The following is a 22,589-nucleotide window of genomic DNA, read 5'->3' on the forward strand; positions in this document are numbered from 1 at the left end:
ACCAGGGGGAAACGGAAGTGGAACATCCCAGATAGCAAAGGCGCGGTATTTGCCGAACTCGTCACAGAGCTGCAGCAGCACTCATTAACCCTTGCTTCCCGCTATGTCAGCGAAGAGGACATAAAGATTATCGGCATTGCCCTTGCAAGGCGAGGGGAGTGGTCGCGACTACATTAATTGAGGCCAATCCGGTGGAGGGCTAGTCAGGAGGGCGAGGATGGTGCCTACGGCCAAACTTATTTAGCGTGGATAACTCACGTCCTGCATAATCCCTGTGTTTTGCGCATGTGCGCCCATTGTTCAGAACCCTCTATCATGAAACTACCGACTGTAGTCTTAGAGCACTTCGACAACCTTACGGAAATAAACGAAGCGCAAAGCCTGCGCATACTGGAAGGCGACTTCAGTGGCGACGTCAGAAGCGACCTGATCACCCAGTGTTTTCTGGATGACGATCCAATACTGTTCGAAAAAGCCATACCTTGGCTGAAGGATGCAGTGCAGCAGGCTGGCTTCATCGACATCATCCTGCGTCTCGAACGTCACAGGCTTAAATTCGAGCTGGCGCGGTTTGATCCCATTTACGACCATTCCGCTATCGAGTTGATTGAGACGAAGCTTGAGGAGCTGTGTGCCAGTACCCTGCGCGAAGATGCCTTGCGCTGTTTCGCCGATCTTTGCTCTATTCTGGTGGCCGCAAAGGATTTCAGCGCTCGTCAGTGCGGAGAAAACTACTATTTCACCAAACTGCTGCGCACCCTTTATGAGGACCACCTCACGGAGCAACGTGAACAGAGCAGGTTCATACGGACGCCACAGAAGGACACGCTGCTCTATCAATTCTACAAAGCTGCGGACGTCGACCTGCTGGAGAGTGACACGCAGTACAGTAAATACAATCTGTACTCGATTACTGCCGATACAGAGTTGCTGATAGGCCTGCCCAGCAGGATTTTAGACTTGCAACGGCAGGTGCAACTGTTCATTAACACCCCAAAGCACATACTCGAGCTGTTCGAGCGTCTGCGTAAGGACGGTCTGATCGAAGATCTAGCCCTGTTAACCAGCGACCATTCTTTTTTGCAAACGGACAAACGGTATTTCGTATCGTTCGGCATCGAGTACATCTGGCAGCCGCTGACGCTGGATAATGTAGTCCACCAACCAATCGGAGCAGTGGCTCGTACAATTCTACGCACTTGCGATATATCGGCCGAAGGAACTGCCTTACAGCCTTCAGTTTCGACCTTCTATGCGCAAGGCAGCGGCGACAAAATCTGGTGTTCGATCACTGCAAACAGTATGACCTTCGAAGAGGTCGCTCAAGTCCCGGAGCTCCTCGAGGACTGCGCAGTGACCCAATTGATTCATTTGGAGTATTTCGTCGAAGACGGACGGCTGCACGTTTCGCATATCGACCATGAGTATATTTTCTACACCCTCGAAGAGTTTGATCTGCGTGGCACTGATCCCAGCCAGAAAGGTAATGCTCGTAAGCGCCTGAAGACCTTCAAGATCGACCGTTCTGCTATCCCCTTCGTCTTGGATGACGGTACGCTATTCGTTCATACACTCATCGATGCCTGTTTCGACAAGCCATACTTGCTCACAGACTTCCTGCTCGGCCTACTGCAGCCACGCGGCTGAGTGAATTGCACCTGTTTTCGTGGTGATATCTATGCTTTAGCATAGGCTGGAGACGTCTATGAAGCAGAGGGTAGTCCAGGAGGGTAATGGATGTATAGGCTCGGCGATTATGCAGTCAGGTATGCCGTCTTGCGGCTAAGCCAGTTGCCGATCATACGTAAGTGAGCGGTGAACACACCGGCCGATTGGTTGCGAATTATTAATAGAGTCTGTTTTTGATGTGTCCTTCATCAGGCAGGTCAATCTCAATTGAGATAAAGATTTCATATTTGCTATTGGTGTTCGTTTAAGTAGATTACGTGTTTTTCGGTTGTTGCATATTATTTTCGGTGAGGTTGAGGTTTGTTTGGATATTAAAGTTGATGCTGTCAAAAGGCTCGAGGCTCGTAGAGTAGCCGTGGATAAATTTTTAGAAGGAGAGAGGTTAGTATCCGATTATAAGGAAAATACTCCGGTCGTTGATCCCTTGTGGGATACTGGTGATGGGTTTCTTTGTTATAACGACTTGGATGATGAGATGGTTAGCTCTGGGTTAACATTGTTTGTTGCGCCCTTTGAGGATGTTTGGGGTGGCTTGTACGACCCGTCGGTGTATGAGGGTAATACCTTGTGGGAAAATTCTCACGACTCAAAAAAGATTGCTCGTGTTATAAGTCACTGGCTTCACAATAAATCATTGTCGCCAATGTTTTTGCTTAAACACTCGTCCAAGAATGCATGGTTGGTTGCTGATGGTAAACATCGACTAACAGTTGCTCACTATATGAATTTTAAAGGCGACACACCTTTTTTGGTTAAAACTGAGGATGAGAATTTGGTGGTGCTGGCTATTCCTGCCGCAGTAAAGGTGGGTAAAGCTTAAAACGCTGTTAGAGTTTTACAAATTGTTGTCGAAGCTAGCCCCGATTTTGTCGCGGCACGCATGGCAGCTACCTGCTAGCCCTACAACAACCGAAAATCATGTGTTTTAGTTGGATGGAGCCACTTACATCGATTTGATTGACGCCACGTCCACAAATCTGAATTTCTTACGTGCTCCCTTAGTCGCTTCCTGCTCTGCAACTAGCGGCGTGCTCGGCGCAGGCGGCACATGACCTAGCGCTATTCTACCTGTTGTTCACCACAGGCCTGCGGCCGTTGGAACTGGTACGGTTGAAGGTGCGCGATTGCGTCACTGCTACGGGGCAAATCCGCAACATCAGCGAGCTGCGGGCGGAAGCAAGCCATAATGGCAAGGCGCAATCGTTGTACCTCAACAATCCCCGGATGGTCGGTGCGCTGATGGAGTACTTGCAGGAGCGCTATCGGCGCAGGCGCGGCCTAGGCGAAAGTGACGATTACTTGGGTATGCCCAGACAGACTGTTATTCCTGAATCCGTATGGTATGACGTACTTGCTGCGACGGACTGAGGCCAATGGGCTGGTGCGTCATCGCTGTCGTGGTATGCAGGAGGCATTGCGCCAACTGTTTCGCCACTCTGGGCTACCGTCGCTGAGTAGCCGGGATGCTCGGCGTACGGTGGCGAGGTTGCTGTATACCAGAGGGCGGATGAGTCACAGGTGGGTTTACTGCTGGGCATTCGGGATAACAGTGCGGTGCGGGCGTTGTTGTTAAGGCCATGCCCATCGTTGGCTGACTTGGCATAGCGCTTGTTGTAAGCGCCAGGCCATTCTTGTTCGGGACGCTTGGTTACGGTCATCAAGCTTACTTGCCCCTTGGGTTTATCGCTTTAGTCATTCTGTGCAGGCGATAATCTGAGCGATCAAGCTAGAGTCGGGGTGGAATTCCATATTCACGGAATATCGCCTCGCCTGCCGCTAGGTAAGGTTGTTGTTTGTTCAGGTGAGTGCGAGCGTCCTTCAGTAGATCCTCACACATCTCCGTCATATCCTGCTTTGTCGAAGCGTCAGTGGTCGATGCGGCGATCTCGGCGGCCCTTAAGGCGCGCTCGATCGCAGCTCTGATCATGAGTTGTTTGGCTGCTCGTTGGTCAACAAGATCTTTGCGCAATAGACCAAAGACCTCTATTGACGTCTCTCCTTTCAAGCTTTTTTGTCCGGCATCGTCGGTTGCTGGCCGTACCAAACCCTCGCTCAAAAATTCCAGATGCTGCTCTGGGTAATCATCGCAGGGGTTGAGTAATAAGGGTTGTTCCATCACGTTGTTAACGATGTGGCTCCTCCATCGGTGCGTTTCATCCACGATAGGGAATAGGTTAGCTTTTCCAGATGATGCTTGATTGGGGTCAGCGAATTCCTTTTCCCGTTTGCGATTACAGTCAATGCATGATGGTAGGAGATTACTCCATTCGGCGGCTAGCCAGTAATACCCAGGTTTACTGAGCTGGCCATTGATGACTACGGCACCTTTGGGACGGAAATGTTCAATGTCTTCGGAGGAACCAGCGGCGTAGTTGAACTCGCAGTAGGCACATTTTTTATTGAACATCTCGCGCAGTGCCCTAACGACATCAGCCCCTTTGTAAGCTTTGAATTTCGCTTTTTGACCCGCGGCTTGCGCACGAATCGCAGCCGCTCGTTCTTGATCACCTTTTGAGTCAGGTCCGTTCAAACTAGGCGGGCAGTTCGCTCGTTCAACCCTTATCATAACGATGAGTCCTCGTCAGTTCCCAGTTTTCGGGGTGACTTGGAGTCAGCGGCCTCATCCAGGTTTGCCCACAGCTGTTGCAGGAGGTTTTGCGCATCGCTCTTTATCTGTTCCGGCAGTGCTTGCCGCCTGGCAGCCCGTTCCGCAATGTATGCATCTGCAGCTTCGAATACCAAACGCTCACGTTCAGTCAAACCTAGCTGTCGACTTGATTCGAGCTCCTCTCGGAGTTCTTCAAGGCGCAATTCATCGGCGGCAGTTCGCTCCTTCAAAGCGAGCAGTCGATAGTACTCCTCAAAAAGCGTATCCATTTCGAGGTCTTCTGCTGAATTCAAGCCGAAGAAGTCAGAGGTCAGTAATTGACCCACGGTCATGTTTCGAGGGGAGGGTAGATCGTCGGTATCTGCGGTTATGATTCTCACTGATCCACTCAGCGTGCGCTTCAGTACCGCGACTTCATCTCGCTCCAACCCGCGCAGTGTGAGTGGCTCGTGGCTGGTGGCAATGAATTGCAGGCGAGGAAATACCTCGCGTAGGCGTTGGATAATGCGCATTTTCCAGCGTGGATGCAGGTGGGCGTCAATCTCGTCGATTAACACGATTCCCTCAGCTGAGGCCATATCTTGCCAGCCCCGTCGCATTACGCTCATGATATCTAATGCCAAGGCAAGCACTGCCTGGTAACCGCTGCTGAGTGCCTCTAGGGTGTCACGTATGCCGGCGGACTCTACAACGATCTCGTCATCTTGACGAAAGAAGTGCGCCCCATCAGAGCGAGGTAAAAGGGCCGACAATGCACGTGCCACCCGGTCAAATTCTTGATCGTCGGTCTGGTACAACCAAGGACGACCATTACTTAGGCGCTCAAACGGGTTGAAGAGGTTGGCAATGTGTACGGATGTTCGAGGCAAGGTTGCATTCTTGTTCCGGGTTAATAGCCGGGTTGCGCCATACGCCAGGGCCATGACTTTCGGCTCAGGAGGGTCGATAATAATGCTGTTGTCGGTTGCGTTAAGTGTCATGACGATAGGTTTGGAAAAACTTGAAAGCTGTACACTTACTGCACCGGTTTCACAGCCGCTGCGAAGCAGATCAGACGCCTTGATATTGAGGTCGTCAACTGCGCTCTGTCCTGCTAGTGCACAAGCAAGAGCCTGAAGGGTAGTGCTCTTGCCGGTTCCATTTTCACCCAGCAACATCAACCATGTTCCCGACCCTCCTGCTCCCAATGAGGTCTGCAGGTTTACGTTTTCGCATGAGCGGATGTTGGTCAGCTGGAAGTGTTCAATAAATCGGCTATTACGGTAGAAATTTCTCGATATGCGCTCGTCGAGTACTGAGTAAGACTCCATCCCCACGGTGGCAGTAGTGAGACGTTCCGCCGCTAGTTTTAAGCTTTCTAAGCTGGCGACGAGGCTTCCAGGTACTGCACCTCGATGATGCTGCAATTGTTGACGTAGCTTGTTCGTTTGTGGCCCAGCAAGTGCTTCATCATTCGCCCAGGTAGTTACAAACTGTCTACGCATGGCGCTGTAAGGACTGTTGCCCGCAATCATTACACTGAGAAGATCATTTACCAAATTGGGGGTATCGAAGGCAATTTTTTGTACCGATAAGATTTGCTTCAGGTTTTCCAGATCACGACGGCGGGCGTCAACCAAAGACTCCCGATTGAGCCCAAGTACATCGATTGTCACCTTTCCCTGAAAGTCTTCACTTGTAACACGACCATCTTCTAGAAAAAGCAGCAAGGACGATGGCTCATCTTCGCAAGGATCAAGCAGTAGCCTTTCTTCTTCAGCCAAACTGATGGCTGTCGAGCCTGGTCCTGCGCGCAGGCCTTCGACGGGAAAACGCGAGCCTTTTAAGGCATTGCAGGGAGAGCAAGCGGGCAGGTAGTTCGACCACTCATGCGCGAGCCACCAATAGCTATCATCATCGACAGAACCGTCTAGGTTACTGGCGTTCTGCCGAGGGCGAAACAACTCCAACTCGGGCTTCTCAATCGGGGTCTCACAGTAGGCACATTTACTAGGGAAGCATTCGGTAAGCGCCTTGCGTATGTCATTGTTTAACTGCGCTGCGTATTTCTGAAACTCGAAGCGCTTTTGCGTGCGTTGCTCTTTTGGTTGGGAAAAAAAAGCTGCAGCTTCCCTTCGCAGTTTATTAGCGCGTTCGGATTTTAGAATATCTGGGACGGGCCCCCGGTTTAATCTGATCATTGCTTTTCTTCCTTGATTTAGTAAGGCACAAATTAACGAGGGACAACCGGAAGGGTGCCAGCACTCTGCCACAAGAACGGTGAGTTTGTAGGTTGTACCATTTTGCCATCAGCGAGACAAAAGTAGCGAGACGATTAGCACAACGCAGGCTTGTGCGCTTATCATGCTGATGCATGGCGAAGATTATGAGGGAGTAGCCCTGTTGTGGTTAGCGGTATCGCAGGGGGGAATGTGCGAATGCAAGTGCATTGGTAGTCGGTGTGCTCAGCGATGGCGATTTGAAGACATCTTCACCCTCAAAGAATGACCTATACGGGCAGGCTAGCCTCGCTCGGATTGGTGGCCCGTGTTGGTACTGCACCTCACAGGGAAAGGAAGTATTGCGTACAGTTTATGTGGCGACTATCCCGGTAATCACTTACTGCTGTTGGTATTTGTATGATGAGTCGAGGCCGACGACTCAGGGGGCCAGCCGGCACATCATGTCGGCGCAACCGTACTGCAACGCAGTTAATAGACCCGTACCTGCTACTGCTTCCTTCGGCGGGAAGAAAACCGCATTTACATAGTTCTGCAACCGTCAGTAAGCGTTTTGTTGGTATTTGTCCCAGCGCGACCGCTGATGGAGGTGATGATCTGTCAGATGATTGACTAAACCATAGTTATCTTGGTGTGAGCCAGAGTCTTGAAAGCAATATGACTGCAGTTGATTACGAGGGTTGTCAATTCTTGCATTTATGCTTTGTATTTTTGGGCGATGACGTGCTGTGGATGTGCCTAATGAAAAACAGTCTTTTTGGGGGACGACGTTTTGGAAAAGCACGCACGCAACTTATTGACTCTTCACATCCCATAGCGTTTTTTTTCATGCATCGACCATGGCAGAAAGTCAAGAATTTCAACAATTTGGAAAACACCCCAAGCCTTTTTGACACGGTGGGGGTCGTTGGTTCGAGTCCAATCGCGCCTACCAAACAAAATCCGCTCTGCTGGACGGTCTAGAAGGGCTCACCGAAAGTTGGGCCCTTTTTTGTTGTCTGCGAATTGGTAATCTAATGCAGCGCCTAACCAAAAAGGAAAGTGGTAATGGCGAGTAAAAGACTTGAATCGTTCCAAGAGTGGTTCACCCCAAATCGCCGTCGACGAACTGGCGGTGCTTTATTGATCACGTGGATCATCGGACTGGTTGCGTACCCAAGCAGCCACTGGCTCTATGTGATGATCCCCGCGGTGATTTTTTTCTTCAGCGCCTGGCCGCCTGACGTTCACGATAAACGTTGAAGCACAGCGCCACCCACCGAGTTGGCTCACTCAACGTCGCGTCAACACGCTTTCCCCCGCCTGCGCCGGTAACCGATACACGTCCACCAGCGCCAACATCCCCAACACGGCGACCCCGACAAACGCTACCCGAAAATCCGTGACCTGGGCTTGAACGTCATGCCCCTGCACGCTCATGGACGCGCGCAACAACAACGCCGCCACCGTTACGCCCATGCCCATGGCCAGTTGGAACGACATGCTGAACAACGCCGACGCTTCGCTCATCCGCGCTTTCGGCACGTCGGCGAAGCCAATCGAGTTGTAGCAGGTGAACTGCATCGAGCGTGACAGGCCGCCGACGAACAACACCGCTGCAATCACTGCCAATGGCGTCTGCGCGGTGAACAAGGCGCAGGCTGCAATTGACACCACCCCGATCACCCCATTGAGCATCAGCACCTTGCGAAACCCGAAGCGCTGCATGAGGGTCGTGGTAAAGGGTTTCATCGCCAGGTTACCGGCGAATACCGCCAGCACCAACAGACCCGCGTCCACTGGCGATAAGCCGAAGGCGACCTGGAACAGCAACGGCAGCAGGAAGGGCAGGGCACTGATGGCCAGGCGGAACAGTGAGCCGCCGTAGATGCTGACGCGGAAGGTATTGATGGAGAGGGTTTCCAGCGGCAACAACGAATCGGGGTAATGCCGGCAATGGTGCACTGCCCACACCGACAGCAGTAGGCCTGCCGCCACCAGCCCGGCGCCAGGGATGAGCATTTCGCCAGCTTGGCTGCCCAGCCATTCCAGCCCGCCGAGCAGCGCCACGCAGGCGCCTGCCAGCAGCACAAAGCCCTTGGCGTCGAACTTGCGTACGCTGGCCTCGCGGCCTTCAGGCACCAACCACAGCGCGGTGATCAATGCCAATGCGCCTAACGGCAGGTTCACGTAGAAGATCCACGGCCACGAGGCATGGGTGACGATCAAGCCACCTGCCAATGGACCCAGAATCGGTGCGACCAGCCCTGGCCAGGTGATGATCGCGATCATTTTTACCAAGTCTTTTTTGTCGGTATTGCGCAGCACCGCCAAACGCCCCACAGGCACCATCAGCGCGCCACCGATGCCTTGCAGGACGCGGGCAAACACGAACATCTCAAGGTTCTGGCTCAGGCCGCAAAGCAGTGACGCGAGGGTGAAAACGATGATCGCACCGGCAAATACCCGGCGCGCGCCAAATCGGTCGGCGATCCAGCTGGACAGCGGTATGAAGATCGCCACGGCGAGTAGGTAGGCGGTGATGCCGATGTTCATGTCGACCGGCGTCACGCCGAAGGCCGATGCCATGGTCGGCAGGGCGGTAGCTATCACCGTGGCATCGAGGTTTTCCATGAAGAAGGTCACGGCGACCACCAAGGCAATCAGGCGGGTTTGTACGCTGAGGCCGGTGTCGGCGCGGGTATCTGAATGGGGTGTAGTCACCGATGCAGGCCCTTGTTCAGTGAAGGTCGCTTGGGCCTGACAATACCGGGTGGCCGTCTCAGCCGCTATCTCCGAGGAAAATCTGCAGCAACACCGGTTCAACGACCACCACCCCTTCAAGCCGCCTGTACGCCAAACCGATGTGCTTCCCGATACATTCGAGACATGCGCGCTCGGTGACGGTTTACTTGGCCTTGGCGTTCTTGATGTCGCTGATCATCTGCTTGGCAATGGCCTGTACTTGCTTCTGTGTCATGGCCGAGGCAATCCCTTCCCAGGCGGACGATGACGTGTCGTAGGTGCGCGAGCCAATGGGCGCGCCGGTCTTCAGGTCTGAGTAGTCGGCGCGGGAGAACACCCAGGCGTTGCCGACCAGCGCTCCGGCGACGTACCGCGAGCCCGGTTCGATGTAACGGAACTTGCTCACATTGATGCTGATGCCGACACCCTCTTCGCCACTCGGCGTCACCGAGGCACTTGGCGTGACATTGAAACCTGCCTGGCGGGCTTCCACCTGGAGTGCGTTGTTCCAGTCACGGGTCAGCAGGTTCCAGTCCGGGTTTTGCTCGACCTGGCTGTCGCCTTTGATGCTGACCACCAGGTTTTGCTTGGCGGCTTCCGGGATGGCCAGTGCGACGCTGCCGCCGCTTTTGACCTTGGCGGCACATCCGCCCAGCATGGACAACGCCACAGCGCAGGAGAGCGCGATCAGGACCTTTTGGGTTTTCATAGAATTTCCATATCCATAACAGTAATGGGGAGACGTGTGCTGATTTGAGGCGCACGCCTCATAAAACAGGCGGCGCTAAGATGCGCGAATCCCTGCTGGTCTGTCCACATCTCGTTACATGCGCGCGCTTCAATCGCCCACAAAATTTATTGGTTCGCAGCAACAACTTTTCTTGTTGGACACCTCCCGCTCTCAGGCAGCAAAGTTGCCGCCACTGACGCTCACCCTTTCGGGTCAACAATAAAAAACCGAGCCGACTGCACGCCACTTCCTGCTGTGAACCCTTTGTTCACATCCTGCTGTAATGGCGCCGCAGCGCGCACTTAAGGACTTCACCGCCATGCAAACTGTTGTGAACTTATGGCCGTTGATCGGCGTACTTGTGATCGTGGTTGGCTTCGTTTTGCGCTTTAACCCGCTGTTGGTGGTCACCGCCGCCGCTATCGCCACCGGGCTTGCCGCCCATTTCCCGCTGGAAAAAATCCTCGCCACCATGGGCGATGGCTTCCTTCAGACCCGTGCCCTGCAATTGATTCTGTTATTGCCCCTGGCGGTCATCGGCCTGTTGGAGCGCCATGGGTTGCGCCTGCATGCGCAGAACTGGATTGCACGGTTCGAGCGCGCCACCGTGGGGCGCTTGTTGATCATCTATCTGTTTGTGCGTGAATCCACGGCGGCCATGGGCTTGACCAGCCTGGGCGGGCACCCGCAGATGGTGCGCCCGCTGCTGGCACCGATGGCTGAGGGCGCGGCGGAAAAGCGCTACGGCAAACTGCCGGACAAACTGCGTCACAAGGTGCTGGCCATGTGCGCCGCGACGGACAACGTCGGCCTGTTTTTTGGTGAAGATATTTTTGTCGCCTTTGGTGCGATCGCGTTGATGCACACCTTCCTGCTCGGCTCGGGAATTGATGTGGAGCCGCTGCATATTGCGGTGTGGGGTATTCCTACGGCGATCTGCGCTTTCATCATCCATGCCATTCGCCTGCATCGGTTCGACCGACGGTTGACCCGTGAGATGACGCCGGCCGCCACGGCTGTGGAGGCCGCGCAATGATCATTTCCATTCAATACCTGTACTGGCTGGCCGGGGTTCTGCTGCTGATCACGGCGGGTATGATCCTGTTGGACAGGACCCACCCTAAACGCTGGTCCACTGCTTTGTTCTGGCTGTTGTTCGCCATTCCATTCCTGGTGGGGGAGCGCCTGCCGTCGGTGGTCATTGGCGCTGGCGTAGTGGTGATGGCGTTGATCGCAGGTTTAGGCGGTGTCGGCCGTGGCACGCATGTCGAGCTGCATGACAAGGCGTCCCGTGCCAGTGCCGGTCGGCTGGGTCACAAGCTGTTTATCCCGGCGCTGGCCATTCCGCTGACCACGGTGATCGGCTCGGTGGTGCTCAAGCACACCGAGATCGGCGGCGTACCGCTGTTGGACCCGAAAAACACCACCTTCGTCTCCCTCGGTATCGGCTGCCTGATCGCCCTTGGCCTGGCCTGCTGGCTGACCCGCGATACGCCGGTGCAAGCCTTGCGCGAATCCCGGCGCCTGACAGAAGCCCTGGGCTGGGCCATGGTGCTTCCGCAAATGTTAGCGATGCTTGGCTTGCTGTTTAACGAGGCCGGCGTCGGTACGGCTGTCGCGCATGTGACCACGACCTATATCAACCTGGATTTCAAGTTAGTGGCGGTGATGGTCTACGTGCTGGGCATGGCGTTGTTTACAGTGATCATGGGTAATGGCTTCGCGGCTTTCCCGGTGATGACCGGCGGCGTCGGCGTGCCAGTGCTGGTGGGTATCTACGGCGGCAATCCAGCAGTGATGGCAGCCATCGGCATGTTCTCCGGCTACTGCGGTACCCTGATGACCCCTATGGCTGCCAACTTCAATATCGTACCGGCGGCGTTGCTCGAACTGCCCGACAAGAACGCGGTGATCAAGGCCCAGCTGCCGACCGCGCTGATGATGCTGGTGGTCAATATTGTGCTGCTTTATCTGTTGATGTGAGGCCGAGATGCGAATCGTACTGCTGACGGGTTTCGAGCCCTTTGATCAAGACCCGGTGAATCCGTCCTGGGAGGCGGTTCGCCAATTGGAGGGGGGGCAACTGGCTGATGATGTGCAAATTATTGCGCGTCGACTGCCCTGCGCGTTTGCCACGGCGGGCGCGCGCCTGGCCCAGTTGATCGACGAATTGCATCCGGAGATGGTGATCGCTACCGGTCTGGGGCCGGGGCGGAGCGATATTTCCATCGAACGGGTGGCAATCAATGTCAACGATGCACGCATTCCCGATAACCTGGGCGAGCAACCGATTGATACGGCGGTGGCGCCTGACGGCCCGGCGGCTTATTTCACGACCCTGCCGATCAAGGCGATGGTCAGGGCCGTGCGCGGGGCGGGGATTGCCGCCTCGGTATCGCAGACGGCCGGCACGTTTGTGTGTAATCAGGTGTTTTATTTATTGCAGCATGCTTTGGCCGCGACGGCCGTACGCAGTGGGTTTATCCATGTACCGTATCTGCCGGAGCAGGTGATGGGTTCGCAGCGGCCCTCGATGGCGCTGGAGACAATGGTCGCCGGATTGCATGCCGCCGTACTGGCGGCGTGGCAAACGCCGGTGGATGCGAAAGAAGCGGGCGGGCAGGTCAGCTGACCGGCCCGACGCGTCTCAACCGGCAAACAGTCGGGTGAGCCCGAAGGTGATGGCGCAAGCCAGGCCTGTCATTGCGAATGCGGTTGCCACGTACCACTTGATAAGGTTCAGTTCAGTGGTTGCCAGGTCTGCCTTGGAAGCGAAGTGCTTATCCATGGAGTCTGCCCGGCCCGAAACGGTGATCAGCTTCTCTTTCATCTCAGCCAGCCCCTTTTCCATTACACCCAATCGTATTTCCATTCCTGAATCTCCATGTTCGCTGTTGCAGGCTCAGCCTTGAGCCAGAATGTGCTTGAGACGCGAGCGTAGTGTGGCGTGAGTCCAACGTTAAGAGGCAAACCTTTGCAAAATAACACCAGCCTTCTACGGCGAGTCCTCCCGCCGTGGAAAGAACAGCTCAAAGCACGTGACCCCCGCTTCACTGCTCACACTGTACCGTCCGTTATGCAGCTGCATGATGGTCGCCACAATCGACAAGCCCAGTCCGTTGGACTGAGCCGAGCGTTCCCGTGACTCATCTACTCGGTAAAACCGTTCGAACAGTCGCGGCAGGTGCTCGGCTGCAATGGTTTCGCCTCGATTGCTGACCCTCAGGTGAATGCCTTCGGCATTGGGCACCGCCTGGATCACCAGTTCAGTACACGGCGCACCATATTTAATGGCGTTGGCGCACAGGTTTGCCAGGGCCCTGCGCAGCAGCATCGGCTCCGCCCAGATCACCCCTTCACCTTCGGCGTGAATGCTGATCTGCACATCACCCGCCAAACCTTCAAAGTAGTCGGCGATGCGTTCTACCTCATCCGCTGCACTCAGCTCCTGACGCTGACGCAGCGCGCTGGCCGGGTCGGTCCTGGCCAGGAACAGCATGTTGTCGAGCATCCGCGCCAGGCGTTCAAGTTCTTCGACATTAGACGCCAGCAGTTGCTGATAGCTCTCGATGCTACGGCTCTGTTGCAGCGCGACCTGGGTTTCTCCCAGCAGATTGTTGATGGGCGTGCGCAGTTCGTGGGCCATGTCGGTGGACACCTGGCCCAGTTGAACAAAACCCTTGGCCAGGCGCTCGAGCATGGTGTTGAACGAGTCGATCATCGGCAGCAGTTCTTTCGGTGCGCCGTGGCTGTCGAGGCGTTCGGCGAGGTTACCGACGCCGATGCCTTGGGCGTGCCGGGCCAGACGGCGCAATGGCAAAAGCCCGCGATGAACCAGCAGGTAACCCACCACGGCCAGGATGATTGCGGCCATGCTCGCCAGGATATAAACGCTCAAGCGATAGCTGGCGAGCACGGCGGTGCGCTCGGTCATCAGGCGTCCCGTAGTGACTTGCAGGCTGCCCAGGTCGCCGGAGTCGATGGAGGCCGCGACGGTGGCGAAGGGCACGCCATTGATGCTGGGAAAATGGTGCACGTCGGCGAACGTCAGTGCGTGGTTCTTGGGGACCGGAGGCACGGATGGCAGTTCGATATTGCCAGGGTTGACCGTCAGCAGCGGCTTTTGCCCCGGTGCGACAATCCTCAGTACCGACTCGCGGTTGCCCAGCATGTTCTGGAACAGTTCCGGCTTGGTCTTGATCAGGTCCAGGGTATTGCTGTCATTGAGCAGGTTGCGCAATTGATCGATGCGGTTGATCAAGGCCGCGTCGTCACGCATGATCAACTCCCGCTCCAGCTCGCGGTACAGCGCCACACCCAGGGTCGCCAGCAGCGCGAAGGCGAGGAGGGCGAAGATTAACGCCAAGCGCAGGGTCAGGGAGTAGTGACGGCGCTTATTCATGGTTGGGTATCGAAACGGTAGCCGATGCCACGCACGCTGTGGATCAGCTTGAGCTGGAAAGGGTCGTCGATTTTCAAGCGCAGGCGCCGCACGGCCACGTCTACCACGTTGGTGTCGCTGTCGAAATTCATGTCCCACACCCGCGATGCAATCAGCGAGCGGGAGAGCACCTGGTCCTGGTGGGTCGCGAACAGGTGCAGCAAGGCGAACTCTTTGTTGGTCAAGGTGATGCGCGTGCCGGCGCGGGTGACGCGACGCTTCAGCACGTCGATTTGCAGGTCGGCGATCTGCAACTGCTCCTCTTCGCGGCTTGGCCCGCGGCGGGTCAGTGTGCGCAAGCGTGCTACCAGTTCAGCGAAGGAAAAGGGCTTGATCAAGTAGTCATCGGCGCCCAGTTCCAGGCCCTTGATACGGTCAGCGATGTCGTCGCGGGCCGTCAGAAAAAGTACCGGCGTGTCGGCTTCCTTGCGCAAACGGCGCAGCACTTCCCAGCCGTCCATTTTCGGCATCATCACATCCAGCACGATGACGTCGAACGGCGTTTCAAGGGCTTGGTGCAAGCCGTCCACACCGTCGCGGGCGAGGCTGACGGAGTAGCCGAGTTCCTGCAGGCCGTTGAGCAGGTAATTGCCGGCCTTGGGTTCGTCTTCGACGACGAGAATGTTCATGGGAAGTGCCCTGTCTCAGTGCGTGGCGCAAGTGTAGCCCGATCAATTGTCACTGGCGCAACCGATGCCTTGGACTTGGTAATCCAGCACGTGCTCGCGGCCCTGGCTGTCCAGATAGTCGAGTCGCGCCGGGACGATGCCGCATTGGCCGTAGGTGTCGGTGCTCGACAGCACTTTGGCCACGTCCAGGTGTACGAAGAAGCCGGTTTTGTCGTGGATCACCGGTTCAGCAGCCAGTACGGAGCCGGTAGCGAGTAACGCGGCAAAGCCGAGGATAAACAGTTTCATGGTGGTCTCTCTTTTAAAGGGGGGGCCGCCGGTTCGTGGCGGTGAATTCACAGTAACCAGGCGCCCCGAACAGCCAACCAACAGGAGGATGACAAGTTTGTAATGCAGTGTTTTTTAATGCAGGGCTTCGGGCGGACGGCCAGAGGCTTCGAGGATCAGGTCGGTGATTTCCTTGGCGTGGGACACCAGCGACAAGTGGCTCGACGGCAACTCGATGGTCGTGGCGTTCATGCGCTTGGCGAGGAAGCGCTCGAGGTCCGGGTTGATCGTCTGGTCATTCGCCGACACCGCATACCAGGACGGCTTGGTGTGCCAGGCGGCATTGACGGTGCGGCCGCTGAACAGGGTCTTGGTGATGGGTTGCTGCACGGCGTACAACGCCAGGGCCTTGGCCTGCGGTACATCGGCGGCGAAGTACTTGAGGAAGGCGTCCTGGCTCAAGGTGAGGTAGCCGTCGTGATCTTCAATGCCAGCCCGCACCGGCATGCTCGGGTACTGGGCGGAGAGCGCGACGAAGTCTTCATTGGCGTCCGGTGCGCGGGCGGCCACGTACACCAGGGCGCTGACTTTCGGGTCGACTCCGGCATCGCTTACTACCGTACCGGCGTAGGAATGGCCGACCAGCACGGTAGGGCCGTCCTGTTGGTCCAGCACACGTTTGGTGGCGGCGACATCGTCGGCCACCGAGGTCAGCGGGTTCTGCACGGCGGTGACGTGCAGGCCGGCGGCCTGGAGGCGGGTGATCACCTCGGACCAACTGGAGCCGTCAGCCCAGGAACCGTGCACCAGCACTACGTTATTGGCTTTGACCGACGCGACAGTGCCGGCCAGTGCCGTGCCCGTGCCCAGCATCAGCAGGCTGGCGGCGATCAGGCAGAGTTTGCTTGCAGGTTTCATGGGGTACCCCTTTTCATCAGTAGGAAGTGGCGTCATCCGGTGAGGGCGACTGACGACTCCACTGTATGAAGTGAGGGGGCCGACAAGACTTACAGCTTGATTACAAACCTGTAATGCAATCGATGTCGGTAGCGTTTACAAGCACCGACGTGATCCGTAGATTGCACCGGGCTCATCATTTGTCACCGCCTATGAGGAACCGCACAGTGTCGATCCGAGGTCCCGCCGTATTCAACCGCCGTTACCGTGCCTTTCTGTTTGATATGGATGGGACTTTGCTCAACTCCATCGCCGCCGCCGAGCGGGTGTGGAGCATCTGGGCTGAACGCCATGGCCTGGAGGTGGCAGCGTTTTTGAAGACCATTCACGGTGCCCGCGCGATTGACACCATCACGCGCCAGGCACTGCCTGGCGTCGACCCCGAGGTTGAGGCGCAATGGATTACCGAGGCTGAACTCAATGATGTCGAGGGGGTTGTAGCGATTCCCGGCGCCGTCGCGTTTCTGAGCAGCTTGCCGGGTGACCAATGGGCGCTGGTCACCTCTGCACCCCGGGAATTGGCGTTGCGTCGACTGCAAGCGGCGGGCATTGCGCCGCCGGCGGTGCTGGTCACGGCCGAAGATGTGGCCATCGGCAAGCCGAACCCCGACTGTTACGTGCTGGGTGCGCAACGTTTGGGTGTACCGGTGCAGGAGTGCCTGGTATTTGAAGATGCGACGGTGGGCATTCGTGCGGGAGAGGCGGCGGGGGCGGATGTGATGGTCGTGACGTCGACGCATCACACGCCGATGGTTACCGAACATCCTTCGATTGACAGTTACGTGCAGCTAAACGTACAGCGCGACACGCAAGGCTTGTTGTACGTGCAGAACGCGGTGGGCTGATACGAAAAGGCCGAGCCCGTTACCGGTCTCGGCCTTGTTCCTGGCTGGCTGGGTCGGGGGGGTGCATTCGATTATTCCTAATGCCCTGGCGTGACAGCACCATCTCCCTGAGGATTTCATTCGCCAGCCGCGCAATCGCTTCGGCACCACGATAATGCGCGCGCACGATTCCGGTAATTGCGAAATGGTCGGTTTCCGGGCCGCTGAGCACGGCTGAAAGAGTCCCGTCGGCGTGCAACGTGCAGGTCACTTGATAGCTGGGCAGGCGGGCCGCCAGTGCTGATTCGATTTGGGATTTACTCAGGGTGTCCATCTGCTTGCGCGCCTTTTACGGAGGGGGCACGCCCAAGCATAGGTCCTGTTGTGGCGCTGTAAATACCGGTGATCTAATTACGGAGAACGACGCTTCAGCGTGTCGTTTGTCCATTAGTCCGTCGACACAATCTACGCTGCACGGTCTTCTGGATAGGCTTGAGACAAAACAGGAACAGGTACCCGCAGAGCATCAGCGTCAGGTCCAGCCAGGAGTGGGGTTCGGCAGAACCCGTGTCTTCTATTGCACACCTTAAGGCATAAGCCAGTCCGAGGAAGGCCAGCCCTATCAATAAGGCGATCATCCAAGACCTGTAGGCAAATGGTGGTGCGTTCGTAGGCCTCATCGACGTGCTCCTGAATGCACACGAATGGCGGGGGTGTCAGTCAGGAGATTCGGCTGTAAATGAAACAACAAGTTCCAGGCGTGAAGACAGTTTCATCTTTCCATGAAGATGAACACATCGGCGAGGTCAATCACGCAACAACACAAGATCAGTCCGAAGGCGTTTTCGCCAGCCGTTACAGTGAACGAAAGGGCTGGCTACTGAGGGGGCTTCAAGGCGTCTGGTTTTTGTCCGGAGCGGTCAGGCCAGCCTGGATGCGCTGGTAGATCTCCTCGCGATGCACGGCAACATCCTTGGGTGCGTTGATGCCGATTCGTACTTGCTGGCCGCTGACGCCCAGGATGGTGATCGTGATGTCATCACCGATGTTTATGCTTTCACCAACTTTGCGGGTGAGTATAAGCATGGACTTCTCCTTGATTACTTTTAAGGACACATGTTTCAGACAGGGCAGGTGTCGGATGTGTGTAGCTTACTGCTAAGCGCTTCCCTGTGACTGCCTCTTTTAGGACGCATAGAGGCGACATTAATTCCCATGGCGGCATCATACAGGTCTGCGATACATCATTCGCATTGTTTAAGCCAACGTTTATGACGGCCAGAATAGACAGTGAATGATAAAGTCGCCTCTTTATCTTTTAAGGAGCAGGGCAGTGCGTAAAGTAGCGATGGCAATTGCGGTGTTGGCATTGGCCGGTTGCGGTGAAGGCAAAAGCGTCGAGGCGCCCAAGGCCAAGCCTGCCGTGACCGAAAGCCAGCCCCAGACCGGTGCGATTGCCGCCCAGGAATGGGACGTGTGGGTAGGCCCGCCTGACCACAAGTTACAGGCGATCACCGACCTGACGGCCTGGTTGCTGGAGCACGGTTTCAATTTCTACATCGTGAAAGTGGACGGCAAGGACGAAGTCCTGCTAGGGCCGTTCGCAACCAAGGCTGAGGCTGAGGCCAAGCAGACGCTGCTCAACGAGAAGATGGCGCGCGCCAAGAAAACTGACACGATCTCAGAGGTCGTTGAGCATAAAACCGCGCAGTAACGGCCTGGCGGGGCGCAAGTCCCGCCCACGTTCAACCGCAGGCTTTCAGGTTCACCGGGCCGACAAACTCATTGCCACGCCCCATCACACACGCCATGGTCTGGTTGCGCTGGCGCTCCCAGGCCTGCACCGGGTAGGTCTTGTTCCAGGCTTCGTACAACTGGCGATCCTGTTTTGACAGGCGCAAGCCGTATTGCTTGCTCATGTAGAAGTAGGTGCGGGCGATCATTCCACGGATGGAGGGGCGCGGCATAACCTTCTTGGCCTTGAAGTCCACTTGGGTCAGGCATGAACCGTACTGCCCGCTTTGCACCGGCAGCCAGCCAAAACTGAAGTTGTTACGGTCACCGTTGACTTCGCCGATGCTCGGCACCAGGTTATGCAGGTCGGCTTCGGCACGCTTGAACACGTCATCGTGGCGCGTGCAGTTTTTGCGCCCACCGTCCTGCCAGCACTGGCGCTGATGCCCGATCTGCCAGGCTGGAACGATATGCTCCCATTCGATGCGCGCGGCGCGGCTGGCGTTTTTGCGTGGGACGTAGCCACAGGCTTTCAAGTCCACGCGGTTGCCGGTGTATTTACAGCCGCAATAGAACTCGGTGGATTGTGGGGCGTAAAGCTTCCAGGCGACTTTCTTGGCTTCGCTGAACGTTCGGGGGGCCTGGGCGTGGGCGGTGACGGCGAAAAACAGGCAGCACACCGCGATAAAACGGACACTCATTGAATCAATCTTCCTTCGGTACAACCCAGAAAATTTGCACACCACCGTCGTCCCGATAGGCGAGGGTGACGTTGTCGTTCTCCGCGATTTCCTCCAGCAAACGCGCCCACTCATCCTCTGGCTCATCCGGCAAGCGGAAGATCAACGCCGCCTTGGCTTTCTGGGCGTTGGTCGAATTGATGATCTTTTGCACACGGATTGCCAGGCGTTGGTAGGCATCGGGCGGGGTTGGCACTGCGGAAGAGGACTTTGCCACGGAGTGTTCCTTAGTTTGCTGTACGCACATACAGTATTTAACTGTAGGCGATTTCGCAACTGCTTAAACTTCAAGGAGTTCGTCTGACAGCAGATCAGGCAATTTTATGTAGGGCGAAAGTGTATGTATCGAGGGTTTTTTGCGAGGAAGCAGGGGCGGGTAAACCGCCCCTGCCAAGGTGTCACCGGGAATCAATATTCCCAGAACATCCGTTGCAACTCTTTGCTGTCTTGGGTCTTGGTCAGGGCGACCATTGCCAGGATGCGGGCTTTCTGTGGGTTCAGGTCGAGGGCAGCCACCCAATCGTATTTGTCGTCAGGCTGCTCGGCGTTGCGCAATACCATGCCGCCGGCATTGACGTGGGAAGAACGAATGATTTGTACACCTTGCTTACGCAGTTCCACCAGGGCGGGTACGACTTTGGAAGAAACGGAGCCGTTGCCGGTACCGGCGTGGATGATGGCTTTGGCGCCCGCTTGAGCCAGGGCCTTGTAGGCCGTGTCGCTCACGTTGCCGTAGCCATAGGCGATCTCAACATCAGGCAGGCTCTTGATGTTCTTGATATCGAACTCCGAATCCATGGTGTGACGCTTGGCCGGCAGGCGGAACCAGTAGGATTTGCCCTCAACCACCATGCCCAGCGGGCCCCATGGGCTCTTGAACGCTTCGGTCTTGATATTGATCATCTTGCTGACGTCGCGACCCGACTGGATCTCGTCGTTCATGGTAACCAGCACGCCCTTGCCGCGCGCATCTTTGCTACCTGCCACAGCCACGGCGTTGTACAGGTTGAGCATGCCGTCCGCCGACATCGCAGTGCCTGGGCGCATCGAGCCGACCACCACGATTGGCTTGTCGGTCTTCTCTACCAAGTTCAGGAAGTAGGCGGTTTCTTCCAGGGTATCGGTACCGTGGGTGATCACGATGCCGTCCACGTCCTTGCTGTCGGCGAGTTCGGCGACGCGGCGACCCAGTTGCAGCAGGTTTTCATTGTTGATGCTTTCGGATGCAATTTGCATCACTTGCTCGCCACGCACATTGGCGATCTGGCTAAGCTCAGGAACACCGGCAATCAATTGCTCGATGCCGACTTTGGCCGCTTGGTAGGTGGCACTGTTGGCCGCGCTGGCGCCGGCGCCGGCAATGGTGCCGCCGGTGGCGAGGATCACCACGTTGGACAGTTTGGTCTTGGTTTCAGCTTCCTTTGCCTGGGCGGCAACGGGGAACAGCAGCAGCAGGGCTAACGCGCCCGGAACAAAAGTCTTCAGTGCAGATTTCATTATTTTTCTCTCTGGTTTTTGATGAGTGCTGTAGCAGGTTCATCTAGAACACCCGGGCGGTTCTGAATGCCACGAGGTGATGGGGTAGAGCAGGATCTGTACCAGGCTGATTGTGTTCGCGGATATAAAACAACTTATTGATTTAAAACAGATTATATTGATGTTTTGTGGCGACGGCGCCAGTAGGCGTCCGGCTTTCCGAACATCGGACTGCCTTGCGTTCGGTTGTCCGAAAAAGTGGACGGTGCGTACTCGGTTAAGGCGTGAGTGCCACGTACAGCCTGTCGTTTTAGAGAACGACCGGGCGCGCGCGATGTTTAGCGGCTGCCTTTGCAGGACAAGAGGGCGGGGCTCGATGGCTTGGATGAAAGGCTGTTTTCAACCGTTGACAAATCTCGACAAGGTTCTCATAGTTTGAATAACGCAAACGTTTGCGAGATGTTTCACGGAACACTCCTGGAGTATCGTGACAGCTCGTATCAGCCACCCAGGTGGGACGGCTGCCGAAGCGCTCTTCGGTGCAAGCGTTGCTCACAATAATCATAAGATCGGAGTGAACCCATGAAGCTGCCATTTGCTGGACGTCTTCTCGCTGTCGCTGTGCTAGCTGCCGCATCCGCCGCTTTACCTCTTTCCTCTGCATTTGCTGATGACGCCGCCGCCAAACCGAAGGTCGGCCTGGTGATGAAGTCCCTCGCCAACGAATTTTTCGTGACCATGCAAGATGGCGCCAAGGCCTATCAGAAAGATCACGCCGCCGATTTCGACATGATCACCAACGGTATCAAGAACGAAACCGACACCAGCGCGCAGATCGACATCGTCAACCAGATGATCCTCTCCAAGGTCAACGCTATCGTCATCGCACCCGCCGACTCCAAGGCGTTGGTGACCGTGCTGAAGAAGGCTTCGGATGCCGGTATCAAGGTCGTCAACATCGACAACCGCCTGGACCCGGACGTGCTCAAAAGCAAAAACCTCAATATTCCGTTCGTAGGCCCGGACAACCGCAAAGGCTCCAGGCTGGTGGGCGACTACCTGGCTAAGCAACTGGCCTCGGGTGACAAGGTCGGCATTATTGAAGGTGTACCGACCACCACCAACGCCCAGCAACGTACCGCAGGCTTCAAGGATGCGATGGATGCTGCCGGCATGAAGATTGTCTCCACCCAATCCGGCAACTGGGAAATCGACCAGGGCCAGAAAGTGGCGTCCGCCATGCTGAGCGAGTACCCGGACCTCAAGGCCCTGTTGGCCGGTAACGACAACATGGCCCTGGGCGCTGTCTCCGCCGTACGTGCGGCAGGCAAGGCCGGCAAGGTGTTGGTCGTGGGTTACGACAATATCGAAGCCATCAAGCCAATGTTGCAGGACGGCCGTGTGCTGGCAACCGCTGACCAGGCTGCTGCCCAGCAAGCCGTATTCGGTATCCAGAACGCGCTCAAGTTGGTCAAGGGTGAGAAAGTCGACTCCAAGGATGGCGTGATCGAAACCCCGGTCGAACTCGTCCTCAAGAAGTAATCCTGGCAG

The 22,589-nt window shown here is 56.2% G+C and carries 24 protein-coding genes; 9 read left to right on the plus strand and 15 right to left on the minus strand.

Annotation, left to right across the window (positions count from 1 at the left end):
- The first annotated feature begins 315 nt into the window (after positions 1 to 315).
- The 3 genes from QCBJ_RS01590 to QCBJ_RS01595 all read left to right on the plus strand — a co-directional run bounded on the left by QCBJ_RS01590 (position 316) and on the right by QCBJ_RS01595 (position 3,057).
- A complete protein-coding gene (locus tag QCBJ_RS01590) occupies positions 316 to 1,647 on the plus strand; it encodes a hypothetical protein (RefSeq protein ID WP_102059990.1) in 1,332 nt (443 codons plus the stop codon).
- A 346-nt stretch (positions 1,648 to 1,993) separates the two neighbouring features.
- Positions 1,994 to 2,509, plus strand: a complete 516-nt coding sequence (locus QCBJ_RS29985) for a hypothetical protein (RefSeq protein ID WP_145994213.1) — start codon at positions 1,994 to 1,996, stop codon at positions 2,507 to 2,509.
- Positions 2,510 to 2,799: 290 nt separating this feature from the next.
- A complete protein-coding gene (locus QCBJ_RS01595; protein ID WP_102059991.1) occupies positions 2,800 to 3,057 on the plus strand; it encodes a hypothetical protein in 258 nt (85 codons plus the stop codon).
- A gap of 358 nt (positions 3,058 to 3,415) precedes the next feature.
- Here QCBJ_RS01595 and QCBJ_RS01600 read toward each other — a convergent pair whose 3' ends face one another.
- From QCBJ_RS01600 to QCBJ_RS01620, 4 genes are all read right to left on the minus strand, one after another.
- Positions 3,416 to 4,255 carry a retron system putative HNH endonuclease gene (locus QCBJ_RS01600; protein WP_102059992.1) on the minus strand — a complete coding sequence of 280 codons (840 nt, stop codon included), beginning with the start codon at positions 4,253 to 4,255 and terminating at the stop codon, positions 3,416 to 3,418.
- A complete protein-coding gene (locus QCBJ_RS01605; protein ID WP_102059993.1) occupies positions 4,252 to 6,477 on the minus strand; it encodes an AAA family ATPase in 2,226 nt (741 codons plus the stop codon). Before QCBJ_RS01605 ends, QCBJ_RS01600 begins: the two co-directional genes overlap by 4 nt.
- A 1,311-nt stretch (positions 6,478 to 7,788) precedes the next feature.
- A complete protein-coding gene (locus tag QCBJ_RS01615) occupies positions 7,789 to 9,219 on the minus strand; it encodes an MFS transporter (protein ID WP_102059995.1) in 1,431 nt (476 codons plus the stop codon).
- Positions 9,220 to 9,403: 184 nt separating this feature from the next.
- Positions 9,404 to 9,949, minus strand: coding sequence for a DUF4410 domain-containing protein (locus QCBJ_RS01620; protein WP_015884961.1), 546 nt, complete (start codon positions 9,947 to 9,949; stop codon positions 9,404 to 9,406).
- A gap of 340 nt (positions 9,950 to 10,289) precedes the next feature.
- Here QCBJ_RS01620 and QCBJ_RS01625 point away from each other — a divergent pair, with 340 nt between their 5' ends.
- The 3 genes from QCBJ_RS01625 to pcp are packed head-to-tail and all read left to right on the plus strand — an operon-like array spanning position 10,290 to position 12,602.
- Positions 10,290 to 11,006, plus strand: a complete 717-nt coding sequence (locus tag QCBJ_RS01625) for a DUF969 domain-containing protein (protein WP_015884960.1) — start codon at positions 10,290 to 10,292, stop codon at positions 11,004 to 11,006.
- The gene (locus QCBJ_RS01630; protein ID WP_015884959.1) at positions 11,003 to 11,953 is read left to right on the plus strand and encodes a DUF979 domain-containing protein; all 951 of its coding nucleotides are present in this window, start codon (positions 11,003 to 11,005) and stop codon (positions 11,951 to 11,953) included. The genes QCBJ_RS01625 and QCBJ_RS01630 overlap by 4 nt, the downstream gene beginning before the upstream one ends.
- Positions 11,954 to 11,960: 7 nt before the next feature.
- Entirely contained in the window at positions 11,961 to 12,602 is a 642-nt protein-coding gene (pcp, locus tag QCBJ_RS01635; RefSeq protein ID WP_102059996.1) for a pyroglutamyl-peptidase I, read from the plus strand.
- A 15-nt stretch (positions 12,603 to 12,617) separates the two neighbouring features.
- Here the strand turns inward: pcp and QCBJ_RS01640 are convergent, their stop codons facing one another.
- From QCBJ_RS01640 to QCBJ_RS01660, 5 genes are all read right to left on the minus strand, one after another.
- Entirely contained in the window at positions 12,618 to 12,842 is a 225-nt protein-coding gene (locus QCBJ_RS01640; RefSeq protein ID WP_015884957.1) for a hypothetical protein, read from the minus strand.
- A 123-nt stretch (positions 12,843 to 12,965) separates the two neighbouring features.
- Positions 12,966 to 14,372: a heavy metal sensor histidine kinase gene (locus QCBJ_RS01645; protein WP_015884956.1), complete on the minus strand. Its 1,407-nt coding sequence runs from the start codon at positions 14,370 to 14,372 to the stop codon at positions 12,966 to 12,968.
- Positions 14,369 to 15,040, minus strand: coding sequence for a heavy metal response regulator transcription factor (locus QCBJ_RS01650; RefSeq protein WP_015884955.1), 672 nt, complete (start codon positions 15,038 to 15,040; stop codon positions 14,369 to 14,371). The genes QCBJ_RS01645 and QCBJ_RS01650 overlap by 4 nt, the downstream gene beginning before the upstream one ends.
- A gap of 42 nt (positions 15,041 to 15,082) precedes the next feature.
- On the minus strand, positions 15,083 to 15,328 hold the full coding sequence (locus tag QCBJ_RS01655; RefSeq protein ID WP_046035329.1) for a DUF2790 domain-containing protein: 246 nt from the start codon (positions 15,326 to 15,328) through the stop codon (positions 15,083 to 15,085).
- 114 nt (positions 15,329 to 15,442) lie between these two features.
- Positions 15,443 to 16,225, minus strand: coding sequence for an alpha/beta fold hydrolase (locus tag QCBJ_RS01660; protein WP_102059997.1), 783 nt, complete (start codon positions 16,223 to 16,225; stop codon positions 15,443 to 15,445).
- 206 nt (positions 16,226 to 16,431) lie between these two features.
- Between QCBJ_RS01660 and QCBJ_RS01665 the strand changes: the two genes are divergently transcribed.
- Positions 16,432 to 17,109 (plus strand): HAD family hydrolase, encoded by a 678-nt coding sequence (locus tag QCBJ_RS01665; RefSeq protein WP_093541203.1) that lies wholly within the window; start codon positions 16,432 to 16,434, stop codon positions 17,107 to 17,109.
- 19 nt (positions 17,110 to 17,128) lie between these two features.
- Here QCBJ_RS01665 and QCBJ_RS01670 read toward each other — a convergent pair whose 3' ends face one another.
- From QCBJ_RS01670 to csrA, 3 genes are all read right to left on the minus strand, one after another.
- On the minus strand, positions 17,129 to 17,422 hold the full coding sequence (locus QCBJ_RS01670) for a hypothetical protein (protein WP_102059998.1): 294 nt from the start codon (positions 17,420 to 17,422) through the stop codon (positions 17,129 to 17,131).
- Between the two features lie 94 nt (positions 17,423 to 17,516).
- Positions 17,517 to 17,768, minus strand: a complete 252-nt coding sequence (locus QCBJ_RS30275) for a hypothetical protein (RefSeq protein ID WP_015884950.1) — start codon at positions 17,766 to 17,768, stop codon at positions 17,517 to 17,519.
- A 211-nt stretch (positions 17,769 to 17,979) separates the two neighbouring features.
- Positions 17,980 to 18,174 carry a carbon storage regulator CsrA gene (csrA, locus tag QCBJ_RS01680; protein WP_003192511.1) on the minus strand — a complete coding sequence of 65 codons (195 nt, stop codon included), beginning with the start codon at positions 18,172 to 18,174 and terminating at the stop codon, positions 17,980 to 17,982.
- A gap of 262 nt (positions 18,175 to 18,436) precedes the next feature.
- Between csrA and QCBJ_RS01685 the strand changes: the two genes are divergently transcribed.
- Positions 18,437 to 18,802, plus strand: a complete 366-nt coding sequence (locus QCBJ_RS01685; protein WP_043205649.1) for a hypothetical protein — start codon at positions 18,437 to 18,439, stop codon at positions 18,800 to 18,802.
- Between the two features lie 31 nt (positions 18,803 to 18,833).
- On the opposite strand, the gene QCBJ_RS01690 is transcribed toward QCBJ_RS01685, so the two are convergent.
- From QCBJ_RS01690 to QCBJ_RS01700, 3 genes are all read right to left on the minus strand, one after another.
- Positions 18,834 to 19,523, minus strand: a complete 690-nt coding sequence (locus QCBJ_RS01690) for an endonuclease (protein WP_102059999.1) — start codon at positions 19,521 to 19,523, stop codon at positions 18,834 to 18,836.
- 4 nt (positions 19,524 to 19,527) lie between these two features.
- Positions 19,528 to 19,779, minus strand: a complete 252-nt coding sequence (locus QCBJ_RS01695; protein ID WP_080943279.1) for a DUF1654 domain-containing protein — start codon at positions 19,777 to 19,779, stop codon at positions 19,528 to 19,530.
- 191 nt (positions 19,780 to 19,970) lie between these two features.
- Complete coding sequence (locus tag QCBJ_RS01700) at positions 19,971 to 21,059, minus strand: asparaginase (protein WP_015884946.1); 1,089 nt, start codon at positions 21,057 to 21,059, stop codon at positions 19,971 to 19,973.
- A gap of 561 nt (positions 21,060 to 21,620) precedes the next feature.
- Here QCBJ_RS01700 and QCBJ_RS01705 point away from each other — a divergent pair.
- Positions 21,621 to 22,580 carry a sugar ABC transporter substrate-binding protein gene (locus QCBJ_RS01705; protein WP_015884945.1) on the plus strand — a complete coding sequence of 320 codons (960 nt, stop codon included), beginning with the start codon at positions 21,621 to 21,623 and terminating at the stop codon, positions 22,578 to 22,580.
- Positions 22,581 to 22,589: the final 9 nt, after the last annotated feature.

The organism is Pseudomonas sp. QC2, from assembly GCF_002859085.1.
Taxonomy (GTDB): Bacteria; Pseudomonadota; Gammaproteobacteria; order Pseudomonadales; family Pseudomonadaceae; genus Aquipseudomonas; species Aquipseudomonas petroselini.